This is a genomic window from Microcoleus sp. POL10_C6 (genome assembly GCF_036701585.1).
In the GTDB taxonomy this organism is placed as follows: domain Bacteria; phylum Cyanobacteriota; class Cyanobacteriia; order Cyanobacteriales; family Microcoleaceae; genus Microcoleus.
Genome location: NZ_JAUBRB010000042.1, coordinates 50385 through 62678 on the forward strand (window position 1 = coordinate 50385; position 12294 = coordinate 62678).

9 protein-coding genes and 1 pseudogene are annotated in these 12294 nt (G+C 45.2%); 7 read left to right on the forward strand and 3 right to left on the reverse strand.

Features of this window, described 5'->3' with window-relative positions; translation table 11 throughout:
• Nucleotides 1-20 precede the first annotated feature (20 nt).
• The 5 genes from QUA34_RS21275 (at nt 21) to QUA34_RS21295 (ending at nt 6004) form a co-directional block, all read left to right on the forward strand.
• On the forward strand, nt 21-398 hold the full coding sequence (locus tag QUA34_RS21275; RefSeq protein WP_333081356.1) for an STAS domain-containing protein: 378 nt from the start codon (nt 21-23) through the stop codon (nt 396-398).
• A 264-nt stretch (nt 399-662) separates the two neighbouring features.
• Nucleotides 663-1061: an anti-sigma regulatory factor gene (locus tag QUA34_RS21280; protein ID WP_333108114.1), complete on the forward strand. Its 399-nt coding sequence runs from the start codon at nt 663-665 to the stop codon at nt 1059-1061.
• A gap of 309 nt (nt 1062-1370) precedes the next feature.
• Complete coding sequence (locus QUA34_RS21285) at nt 1371-2390, forward strand: ATP-binding SpoIIE family protein phosphatase (protein WP_333389154.1); 1020 nt, start codon at nt 1371-1373, stop codon at nt 2388-2390.
• Nucleotides 2387-3943 (forward strand): ATP-binding protein, encoded by a 1557-nt coding sequence (locus QUA34_RS21290; RefSeq protein WP_333389155.1) that lies wholly within the window; start codon nt 2387-2389, stop codon nt 3941-3943. The genes QUA34_RS21285 and QUA34_RS21290 overlap by 4 nt, the downstream gene beginning before the upstream one ends.
• 588 nt (nt 3944-4531) lie before the next feature.
• Nucleotides 4532-6004 carry an MBOAT family protein gene (locus tag QUA34_RS21295; protein WP_333389156.1) on the forward strand — a complete coding sequence of 491 codons (1473 nt, stop codon included), beginning with the start codon at nt 4532-4534 and terminating at the stop codon, nt 6002-6004.
• A 335-nt stretch (nt 6005-6339) separates the two neighbouring features.
• On the opposite strand, the gene QUA34_RS21300 is transcribed toward QUA34_RS21295, so the two are convergent.
• Nucleotides 6340-7164, reverse strand: coding sequence for a sulfurtransferase (locus QUA34_RS21300; RefSeq protein ID WP_333389157.1), 825 nt, complete (start codon nt 7162-7164; stop codon nt 6340-6342).
• 26 nt (nt 7165-7190) lie between these two features.
• The gene (locus tag QUA34_RS21305; protein WP_333389158.1) at nt 7191-8156 is read right to left on the reverse strand and encodes a hypothetical protein; all 966 of its coding nucleotides are present in this window, start codon (nt 8154-8156) and stop codon (nt 7191-7193) included.
• A gap of 479 nt (nt 8157-8635) precedes the next feature.
• On the opposite strand from QUA34_RS21305, the gene glmU reads away from it, so the two are divergent.
• Entirely contained in the window at nt 8636-10024 is a 1389-nt protein-coding gene (gene glmU, locus QUA34_RS21310; protein ID WP_333389159.1) for a bifunctional UDP-N-acetylglucosamine diphosphorylase/glucosamine-1-phosphate N-acetyltransferase GlmU, read from the forward strand.
• Between the two features lie 174 nt (nt 10025-10198).
• Here the strand turns inward: glmU and QUA34_RS21315 are convergent, their stop codons facing one another.
• Nucleotides 10199-10951, reverse strand: coding sequence for a hypothetical protein (locus QUA34_RS21315; RefSeq protein ID WP_333389160.1), 753 nt, complete (start codon nt 10949-10951; stop codon nt 10199-10201).
• A gap of 435 nt (nt 10952-11386) precedes the next feature.
• Here QUA34_RS21315 and QUA34_RS21320 point away from each other — a divergent pair.
• Nucleotides 11387-12187: pseudogene (locus QUA34_RS21320) on the forward strand (IS1 family transposase).
• The last annotated feature ends 107 nt before the right edge of the window (nt 12188-12294 follow it).

The following is a 12294-nucleotide window of genomic DNA, read 5'->3' on the forward strand; positions in this document are numbered from 1 at the left end:
CTTAACACATAGGTGAATTTGTGGAACGAATACCGATCCTTCAAATGGGAGAATTTTTGCTAGTAACAATTCAGGTAGATATGCACGATCGCTTAGCAATGACGCTGCAAGATGACCTGACAAACCGCATTGTCAAAACAGGCGTCAAAGGTGTGTTGATAGAAATTTCTTCTCTAGAAATTGTTGATTCTTTTATCGGTCGCATTATCAACAATATCGCTAGTATGTCACGAATTTTAGATGCGGAAACAGTTGTGGTCGGGATGCAGCCAGCGGTTGCTATTACGCTCGTTGAGTTGGGGCTTTCCCTGACAGGAGTTCGCACAGCTTTAAGCGTTGAAAAGGGCATGATTTTGTTAAGAAAATCCTTGGGTTTGTCTCTTGACGAGCAAGCTTAAGCAGTCGATTAATTGTCCCCTGACTGAGGCACAGGCAGTCAAGAAACCTAGTTTGTTTGTAGATACCTTGTTGACAAACTGAAGATTTCTTAGGACAGGGCTTACGCACTCAAGGGGGTTAAATCAAGGGTTTGAGATTCCTGCACAATCTTCTCTTTTGAGAGAAAATCGTAGTAAGTGCGTAAGTCCTATTAGGAGAAACTAAGTTGATGATCGTAAGTCCTATATTTTGGGGAGAAGTTCTATTTTGGTACAGTAGCCGCCATGTCAAAACGTGAGACACTAGAAATCCGATCGTCATCCGATATAGTCCACGTCCGACAGCAAGTGCGAACTTGGGCTGTAGCAATGGGATTCGGTTTACTAGACCAAACGAAAATCGTTACCGCAGCCAGCGAACTCGCCCGCAATACTGTAGAGTACGGCAAAGGGGGAACTGTAACTCTCGAAACACTCCAATTAGGCACTCGCAAAGGGCTACGGCTGATATTTGAAGACAAGGGCCCGGGAATTCCCGACATCGAATTGGCAATGACTGACGGTTATACTTCTAATCACGGTTTGGGTTTGGGGCTCAGTGGTTCCAAGCGGTTGATGCACGAATTTGAGATTGTTTCCAAAGTGGGTAAGGGAACTAAAATTGCGATCGTCCGCTGGCGGTGAACCAGTAATAGGATTTGAGAGTTGAGATTTTTGATTAAACCATTGGGAATGACCCAAAGTATCCAGGATACAAGCCCCCGGATGAATCCGTGGGGTTAATGCTTCAATTCTAAAATCTAAAATCTAAAATCTAAAATCTAAAATCGATTGAGTGAGGACGATCGGGGTTTGGAGCTTGCGTATAGTTGTATTATTTTTTTAATTGGTATAAAGAGTAACCAGCAAAGCCAAGAAGTGATTCTTGGCATCCCACAGCATACCCGGAGAGGGTTGGCGTAGGGAGGATTTCATTATGAGAACTGATAAAAAATGATAGATGCCGTAGCCCTGCCCGTTACAGAAGAAAGTCAAGTCGGAGAAGCGCGGCGAATCGCAGTCGCCCTGGCGGCCGAAGTCGGATTTAACGAGACCGATCGCGGTAAAGTGGCAATTGTTACCACCGAAGCCGCAAAAAACCTGGTCAAGCACGCCCGCGAAGGAGAAATTTTGCTGCGAACATTCAAAACAGTGGCAGGATATAGCATTGAAATAGTAGCGCTAGACCGGGGGCAGGGCATGGCAAATGTCGCGCTGTGTCTGCGGGACGGTTTTTCTACAGCGGGAAGCCCTGGAACGGGACTGGGGGCAATTCAACGCCTCTCTACTTTGTTTGATATTCATTCTGTACCAAAACAGGGGACAGCCTTATTAGCGCGGCTGGAACCGACCCAAAATAGCCGGGAAGCATCCCAAAACAGCAATTATTTGGAATTTGGGGTCGTCCACTTGCCAAAAGTAGGAGAGCAAATTTGCGGCGATTCATGGGCGGCAGAAAATCACCTTGACAAAAACCTGATCTTAGTTGCAGACGGGCTTGGCTACGGGGATTTGGCCCAGGAAGCGTCTCGCGAAGCAGTGCGGGTATTTGAGGAAAACGCCAAACTTGGGCCGAAAGCAATTTTAGAGAAGGCGCACGCTGCTTTAAAAAATACCAGAGGAGCGGCGGCGGCGATCGCCCAAATCGATCGTACTCAACAAACAATTTGTTTTGCCGGAATTGGCAACATCAGCGGTGTAGTTGTCACAGAGAACCAAAGCCGCAGCATGGTTTCCTACAACGGCACAGTTGGACATATGATGCGAAAAGTAGCAGAATTTGTCTATCCTTGGTCGCAGCAGTCCCTACTCATCATGCACTCCGACGGTTTGGCGGCGCAGTGGAATTTAAACCGCTACCCGGGTTTAGCCTCCAGACATCCTGCTTTAATCGCAGCCGTGCTCTACCGGGACTTCAAACGCACTCGCGATGACATGACAGTTATAGTAGCCAAGATGAGAGAAGCAGCGTGAGTTACCCAATCCTGACGACGGAAGTCCGTTTTGAACAAGACATCGTACAAGTACGCCAAAGAGCTCGCCAAATTGCTAAAGGGCTGGGATTCGATTCCCAAGTACAAACCCGCATCGCCACAGCAGTTTCCGAAATTGCCCGCAATGCTTTCAAATATGCAGGCGGTGGCAAAGTAGAATTCATTGTGGAAGGGGAATCGCCCCAAATTTTTCGGACTCGGATTTCCGACACGGGGCCGGGAATTGCTGATTTAGCGGCTGTGTTAAGCCCCAATTTTCGATCGCAAACCGGCGCGGGACTTGGTTTAGCAGCAGCGAAACGCTTGATGGACGAAGTGCAAATCGACTCGGCGCCCGATCGCGGAACGGCTGTACAATTAATTAAACAGTTTTCCAAAAATATGCCGGCGCTGAGTGCGATCGAACTCAATCAATTACTTGACAAACTAGCGCGCCAAATTCCCGAAGATCCCTACGCTGAAATTCAGCAGCAAAATCAAGAATTACTACGCACTTTAGACGAACTCCGCCAGCGTCAAGAAGAACTCGTACAATTAAATCAACAACTAGAAGATACCAATCGCGGAGTCCTGGCACTTTACGCTGAATTGAACGACAAAGCCGAATCTCTCCGCCGCGCCAGCGAACTCAAAACTAGCTTTCTCTCCAATATGAGCCACGAGTTTCGCACTCCGCTAACGGCAATTCTGAGCCTTTCCGAAATATTGTTACATCGCCTAGACGGAGAACTTTCCGCCGAACAGGAAAAGCAAGTAAATTACATTCATAAATCTGCCGAGTCTCTCGCAGAACTTGTCAACGACTCGTTAGATTTAGCCAAAGTGGAAGCCGGAAAACTAACTGTTCGCGTGGCTGATTTTGAAGTCGAAGATTTGTTCAGCGCCCTGCGAGGAATGATGCGCCCCCTGCTTCCCCAAAACTCTGCCGTGTCTATAATTTTTGAAGATCCTCTCGAACTTCCAATCCTCACAACCGACGAGGGCAAAGTTTCTCAGATTTTGCGAAATCTGATTTCTAATGCCCTCAAATTTACCGAAGCAGGGGAAGTTCGAGTTGCTGCGGAAATAGGAGAGGAGGGAACAGTTACTTTTTCAGTAGCAGATACGGGCATCGGCATTCCCCCAGCCGACCAAAGGCAGATTTTTGAAGAATTTGTCCAACTCGAAAACCCCTTGCAGAAGCGCGTCAAAGGCACGGGATTGGGATTGTCTCTGTGCAAAAAACTGGCGGAATTTCTGGGGGGAAGCATTGAAATCACAAGTTCACCCGGAGTGGGTTCGACTTTTTTTGTTACACTGCCGATTCTGTATCCTGGAGAGGAAGAAAACCCTTTGGAAATATCTGCTGCTAAGGCAGATGAAATATCGCTGGCGATCGCAAATTCTCGTAGCTTGAGGGGTTCCGGGCCATCGCCAGCGGCGGATTCAGCAGCCAAAGTTTTGAATGGGGAGGATGAAGATAGTTTTTCGGTATTTGCTGAAAAACTTGCCACCAATTCATTGTACTGCGATATAGGTCGCCAACGGTGGTGAAGGTTGGGTGCGGCTGCTCTTTGAGCAACCGCCAGCAATTTTTATCGACATTATGATACTGACTCTGACCGAATTTGAGGTTTTGGAAGGGTTGAAGTGCGATCGAACTACTTGTCAAATATCTGCTATCGTGATGAATTCAAAACATTTTGGGTTACATCACTTTTTTGCTGTACGGGATGCTAGGCCTGCACGGTGAAACATATTATTCCGATGCAAAGGGAAACGATATCAGGCATTGTAGCTTTTGAGGACTGAAGTCGGATGCTGCGAACGTAATTATATTTTTTTCACCGAATTTTATATGGTTCGTAAGAGAGTTAATTTATAGCAGGCAATATTTATTTAATTTGCAACAGAATTTAACCTTTGTGCTGTAAAATGTAGCAGTTCTCAGTTGCCGACTATATAGTAGGGACTTACCGAGGGCCTGTTTTCGTGTCGGCGATCGGCTAAAATCCCTGATAAATCTCGTTCTTAGCAAAGTCTCGATTAATAAAAATAATGCCACAGTAGGCCCGTGATCCAAACCCATACAAAATAAGCCATTCCCAATTCTAAAATCTAAAATCTAAAATCTAAAATGGTATGACTTTCATCTCCCTTCAATATGCCCTGTTTCTGTTAGTTTTGTTCGCGGCTTACTGGTTGGTTCCGGTGCGGTGGTGGCGGCTGTTTATCATGCTGGCGGGTAGTTTAATTTTTTACGCTTCGCTGCAAATTTGGTACATTCCTCTGCTGTTAGTCGGGGCTTTGTTTAATTACTGCTTGGCGATGGCGATTGGGGAACCTCTGGATTGGCGGATTGCTAATGAATCTTGGAACCGCCGCCGTTTGTTGCTGCTGTGGATAGGTATCTGCCTGAATGTGTTGCTGCTTCTGGGCTTTAAGTATGTGCCTTTTTTATTGAGTTCGATCGGCACTTTGTTCAATTGGCCTGTAGCTATCGACGGGGCTGACTGGGTAAAAAGTCACGTCATCGCACCTTTGGGATTGAGTTTCTTTTGCTTTGAGTGCATTGCTTATTTGATTGACGTGTACCGAGGCGCGCCTGCTGCTACTTCGCTGCTGCACTTTGCTGCTTACAAGTTGTTTTTTCCCAAGCTGATTTCCGGTCCGATTACTCGGTATCACAACTTGATCTATCAACTGAAAACCCAGCAATTTCCGACGCCCGATCGCATTTCTGAGGGACTTTGGACGATCGCCTTTGGTGCAGTAAAAAAAGGTCTTTTCGCAGATAACTTAGGAATTTATGTCGATTTAAGCTTTACCAACTTGCAGCGGGCGGGTAGCGAGGATTTGTGGCTGGCGATTTTTGCTTACGGGCTGCAACTTTATCTCGATTTTAGTGGCTATGTTGACATGGCGCGCGGTACTGCTTTGCTGCTGGGTTGGTATTTGCCGCCAAATTTTGATTTTCCTTATTTTAGTGCCAGTATAGCTGATTTTTGGCGACGCTGGCACATGACTTTAGGGGATTGGCTACGCAATTATTTGTATTTTCCTTTGGGCGGTTCGCGAGTCGGTTTGTGGCGCACTTGTCTGAATTTGGCGATCGTCATGTTAATTGCAGGAATTTGGCACGGGGCGGCTTGGGGATTTATTGTATGGGGGGGTTTACACGGTTTAGCTTTGGCGGTTCACAGGCTGACTGATGTGCTGTTTAAGCGGTTGCGGATCGAGTTTTTGTGGGAAAATCCGATCGGTATTGCGATCGGTTGGCTGTTGACTCAGGCGATGGTTTTTGGTAGTTGGATATTTTTCCGTCTTCCAGATTTAAAGGATTCTGGATGGGCGATTTCGCATTTGTGGGGACACGCTGCTGACGTGCAGTTTGCTGAGAAAGTTTATGGCGAAGCTTTGGGTTTGGAAAGAGTGCATTTAACTTGGATGTTGGCAGCTTTGGCGGCGGCGATGTTGGGGAATTATGCGTTGAGTCGGGGTTTGAAATTAGAGTTAAATTGGCCGCTGAAATTGGTGTTAGTGCCGCTTTGTTTGTATGCCGTTTGGGTGTTGGCTCCCGAAGGGGGTTTACCTTATATTTATTTTGATTTTTAGGGTATTATTTAATTCGCCGTAAGGTGCAGCGCACCCTACAACTACATTGAGGTGCGCGGAAGTGATTCCCAGCTACCTATTGGTGTCAACTTAAGGTTTTAGTTCGCCAGTCCTCCCGCTCACCCAACAGTCCGCCAGGGAATGAATTCCCTGTCTCATAGCTAAAGTCCTCTCAAAGAGGACTGAAGAACTCATTAGTCCTAATAGCCAGGAATTTCGCTTTGAGGAAGGGGTTGAAACCGCTGCCGGACTGAGGGTTTAACGTTAAGTTGACATCAATGCCTGCTACCCTAAAACTCACAGTCAACAGTCAACAATCATCTCCCTCCTGTACCCTACAACTGATAAGAACACCAGTCACTCCAGCTACCGACATAAAGTTTAGCATCGGGAATTCCGGCGATTTCTAAAGACAGTAAATTAACGCAAGCCGTCACCCCGGAACCGCAATAAACAATTATTTCTTCCGCTTTTTCTAATTCCGTCCAGCGCTGTTTTTGTTCGGATGCCGATCGCACTTTTCCAGTTTCATCCGTCACCCCTTGCCAAGGATAGTTAACCGCACCCGGAATGTGACCTGCAATGGGGTCGATCGGCTCCCGCAAACCTTCATATCTCTCGCTTTCTCGCGAATCAATCAAAACCTTTCCCGGCAAGTCTTTACGCTCTTTCACAGCCTCAATATCTACCGCCACATCCTGCTGCAAATGAGCAACAAATTTACCCTCGCGGGGGTCTGGCAAAGTATTTGTTACCGGATATCCCGCCGCTTTCCAGCCGCTGAAACCGCCGTCTAACAAAGCGACTTTGCTGTGTCCCATATATCGCAGCAGCCACCACAAACGAGCCGCAAAAGCCAGCCGCGAATCGTCATAGGCGACGACTAAAGTTTCTGCTGAATTAATACCGATAGCGCTCAATTTATCAGCTAATTCTTCAATATTTGGCAGCGGATGTCTACCGCCGTGTTTGCCCACTGAACTGGCGAGATCGCGGTTTAAATCTAAATAGAAAGCTCCCGGAATGTGACTTTCTTGATATTGTTTTTGTCCCAATTCAGGGTCGGCAAGGGAAAACCGACAGTCAATAATTACAACTTGCGGATTGTCGGTATTGGTGGCTAACCATTCAGGAGAAACGATTAAAGTATTGTCAGTCATAATTTTTCACATCTATCTTTTAACATTTATCTGGAAGGACCTTTTTTATCTGGTTCTGCTTTGTCGGTACGAGATTTTTTAGAATTAGCTTTCTCCGAAGCTCTTTTTTCAGAATTGGATTTTTTAGGAGTTGCTTTTTCCGAAGGTGATTTTTCGACGGGTGCGGGAGTTGGAGTTGGCAGAGGGGGAGTTACGGCTGCTTCTTGAGCGTAAAGCAGATATTTCTGATACTCGATTACTTTTGATTGAGCTAGTTGATGGTTGGGGCTAGAAACTGGTACTCTTCTCATTAATGAGACGGCTTCTTGCCAACGATCGATAACTGTAGTCCAATCGGCCTTGGTTTTTGCCGATCGCCCTAACTCTGCTGCTTTGAGTGCGCTGTTAACGGCTTCTCGAAAAGTATCAGGTGCAGCATCCGGTGCAGTTGCTAAATTTGCTGTTTCATCGGGATTATTCCCCGCAGTTGCTGCTGGCTGGTTCAAAATTTTACCGACAAACGCCACCACCGCGATCGCCAACATACCCGTTACTAGCCCCACTACAATGAAAGTCGATCGCAGTCGGTTCTCAAATGCAGCAAGTTCCGACGGTTTTTCCTCCTCAATATTGTTCTCCATGTCTGTGCGATCGTCCATATTAACAACAGCAGTATTTGGTACAGATCCTACAAAGCTCTGGGGTTCAAAAGTGCTGTTGTCCAAACTAAACTCTTGACTCCAAGCAGCAGCAATCTGACCGCTTTCTCTGCCCTCAACCTTCACTTTGCGAATCGAATCAGGCTGCAAATTCGTCAGCTCGGTGCGAACAAAATCAACTAAGGTATTTTCTATGGGTACTTGCTCGGCCTCAAGAATTACATCCAAACAGTCGCCGTCGAGATTCGCGGAGGCTGTGATGCCTTCAGATTGCAACTGGCTGTTTAGCCAAGATGCGATCGCAGTGGCGAGATTTCCCTGCTTGGCAAGTTCCTGAAAATTAAGCTCTGTCATAGCTGGACACCTGATAATGCAGAAGGTAGAAGGCAGAAGGAATGAAAAAGTCAGAAATAGTTTTTTTAAAGTTGAAAACACCCTAACTGAAATTCAACAAATAGTATAATGTATCGTGGCAAATCCCAGCCCAAAGACGCAAATTATCACTCTCGCTCCCCCTCCCAGCCCTTGAGAAAAGACTCGCAGTCCTTACTCCCAAACCAACTCAGGTTTTTAGTGAGGAATGCAAGTCGTCTGGCTCAGCCGCCAAATACTGCTGCTGCAACCAGGTTTTTGATACCGGGCGCGCCAGTCCAAATATTGCAAGCATCACCCCTAACACCAGCATCCGCCTGGAAAAATCCTCGCTCGCGCGGATGCGAGATGGGAAATTTTAGATGAAAAATTTGTGTGATCGCAGTGCCATCGGCGGACAGCGGGTGATATCATCAGTTAGTCAATATTCAAGTTTTTATAGCAAATAACTCGATCGCAAAATGGTAGCAATAGCAATTTTAGCGGCTGGACGTGGCACGCGCATGAAATCTGACTTGCCTAAAGTTCTACACGAATTAGGCGGTCGATCGCTAGTTGAGCGAGTCCTCCAAAGTTGTCAAGAAATTCAAATTACGAGGCGACTTGTCATCGTCGGTTATCGAGGCGAACTCGTTAAAGAATCCCTGATTCAAGGTCAAGAAAGATCGGGAAAAAATCTTCAATCTCCTCCCCTAGAATTTGTCGAACAAACCGAACAATTGGGAACAGGTCATGCCATTCAACAATTGCTGCCTCACTTAGAGGGATTTCAAGGAGATTTGCTGGTCTTAAATGGAGATGTACCTTTGCTGAGGGCAGAAACTATCAAACAATTGATGGCTGTTCACAAACAGCACCAAAACTCTGCTACTTTATTGACAGCTAATTTGCCGAATCCCCAAGGATACGGGCGAGTATTTACCGACAGTCAAAACTTAGTCCAGCAAATTGTCGAAGACCGCGATTGCACACAAGCTCAAAAGCAAAATCACCGAATTAATGCAGGTGTTTACTGTTTTCACTGGCCGGATTTAGAGAAAATTTTGCCAGAATTGAAGGCAGACAATGACCAAAAAGAATATTACCTAACTGACACGGTAAATTTCCTCAATCCGGTAATGGCGGTCGATGTGGAAGATTATCAAGAAATATTGGGAATTAACGATCGCAAACATTTAGCTACAGCTTGCGATATTTTGCAAACGCGGGTAAAGGACAAGTGGATGACGGCGGGAGTGACGCTGCTAGATCCCAACAGCATTACGATCGACGATACCGTAGATTTGCAGCCGGATGTGGTAATTGAACCGCAAACTCACTTGCGGGGAAATACTTCGATCGCCTCTGGGAGTCGCATCGGCCCCGGCAGCTTGATCGAAAACAGTCAGATTGCAGAAAATGTGACTGTGCTTTATTCGGTAGTTTCTGACAGTATGGTTGCTGAAAATTCCCGCATTGGCCCTTACGCCCACTTGCGGGGACACGCAGAAATTGGGGCGAACTGCCGCGTCGGCAATTTTGTAGAATTGAAAAATACTCAAATCGGCGATCGAACTAATGTAGCTCACTTGTCTTATTTAGGCGACGCGACTTTGGGAGAAAAAGTCAACATCGGTGCTGGGACAATTACGGCGAATTATGACGGAAAAAACAAGCACAAAACTCAAATAGGCGATCGAAGTAAAACTGGTTCTAACAGCGTGCTGGTTGCACCGATAACTGTGGGGGAAGATGTTACTGTAGCGGCGGGTTCTGTGGTGACAGAAGATGTGCCGAATGATTGTTTAGTAATTGCCCGTTCCCGGCAAGTTGTCAAACCAGGTTGGAAGTTGAAAGAACCTAAAAAGTGAACAATGGTTCACTTTTTAGATGATCAGTTTCCACCCAATCGCGAGTTTCGCACTGGATACCAAAGAAACCGGGTTTTTATACCGGAAGCGATGGCAATCTAGAAGAGATTTTGGTGAAAAACCCGGTTTCTGCGTAAGTCCGCCACCTTGAGAAATCGGGTTGATCGCGATCGGCTATTTTTGGTTATTTTGCTGGTGCAAATAGTTGTTAATCGCTTTAGCGATTTTTGCTTGCTGGTATGGGTTCATCGTGCGGGGTAGGGAGATGCGAGAGCCTCCACAAACTAACAGTCTGATTTCGTACCAAGTGTCATTATCCCGATCTTTTGTTCGATCGACTTCCACGCCATAAATCTCGCACAGAGAGTATTCCGTTACTTTACGTGCCAACAAACCCCGCTGTTTAACAGTCAAGGTGTTTAAAGTTCCATCGAAGCTGTAGATTTCATTATTTCTCAAGACGATCACTCCGATTCCTGCGAGCAAAAATATGCCTCCTGTCCATCCCAACCAGCGATCATCTTGGCTTAAGCGCAGCAATCGATTTTTTGCATTTTTAACAAAAAAATTGATGTCAGAAGCCACAGCGTTTTGGGTTCCCCAATTAGTGGAGTTAGCAGTGAAAGGAACATTGCCAACAGAAGTCAAAAGTACAACTCTGGTTTTATAGCCGCATCTTTCAACTTTAGCTCCCCGCAAAGAATCCAGCTCAATTTCTTTGATGTTCGATCCCAGTAAATTCGAGCGCACAATCTGGCACTTTCCTTGTTTTGACTGCAATCGCTGGCAGCTCAGACTTGCTGCATGATAGTCAAAAGTCAGCGATATCAGTCCCAATGTCATGAATAAACAACTAGGGAACCAAAAATCAAATATGCTTTGAGTCTGAATTATTAATTCACTTGCTGTTTCCTTGATTTTTTTCATTTATCTCACCTTTTGATTCCCAAAATGAGGCTACAGATCGACTTCCTGACCTGGATGAGCCAAATTGTTAACTTATATATTATTTGAAGTCGTTTTTTGCCATGACCCCTTTTATTTTGCTAATAGATTAGCACTAAAATCTCTGGCAGACAACCAAGGTCGCGAGTTTACCTGTGGCTGAGTTTAAAATAGCTTTCCATGATTTAAAGTAGATGAATCTTAAAAATATATTAATTATGTTATGGGTAATGAAACGTTAGTTTCGCGCTCCGTAGGAATGTAATCACCCAGGTGAGTAGAGGTTTACATTTTGTTACATAGTCAGGTTTATTTGCGCCTACTGAATTATCGTTAAGCTAATCCGCATTTAAATTGCATGGTCAAATAAACTTTCAGTGGTGTTGCATAATTATAGTATAAATATAGGGAATCACCATGCAATGTCCTGAGTGTAAATCAACCCATATCCGTAAAAACGGTAAGAAAAAAGGAAAATAGAACCACATTTGTGTCAAATGTGGCCGTCAATTTATCGATGATTATGAGTAACAGCGAGGTTACAGTGAGACTGTGAAACGGGAATGCCTAAAAATGTACGTCAATGGTAAGCTGTTCTACATTTAAATTGTCTGTTAAAAAACAATCAAAGTCTTGTGGGGTGGGCGTCCCGCTCGCCCTGAATATACAATTTAAATGCGCGACAGCTTATGGGTTTTTGGGCGATTAGCGAATCAAAGGAGTTCATCACACCACCCTAATAACTTGGGTAAGACTTGTGGGAAAACTATTACCAGATGTTTATGACCCCGAAGTTATGCCAGAAGTCGGTGAGCTTGATGAATTACAGACTTATATAAAAAACACACAAAATCTGGCTGTGGACAGCCGTTGACCACTTTCGGTCAGGAATTTTAGGATGGGTATTAGGAGATCATAGTTCCGAGACGTTTGAATCGTTGTGAGACAGGGTAAGTGCCTGGAAATGCTATTTTTATGTCACGGATGGATAGCCAGTCTATCCGATGTTTATTCCTGATGAAGATCACATCATTAGTAAGACTTATATGAAACTCCTTAGAAGATGAAAATACGAGGTTGAGACATTATCTGGCAAGACTACATCGGAAGACTCTTTATTATTCTAAGTGCGCGGAAATGCTCAGGCACTCTATTAAAGTATTAATACATTACCTAAAATTTCAGGATGTTCCCGTTCCGGCAGTATTCATACCTTGATTCAGCAACGCCGAAAATGTATAGAATGCCGGCTCTTCCGTACTTATTGTGCTAAAATGTCAACAAATAGTTCCCCAACAAACTTTCTAGAAATAAAATATGAAAAA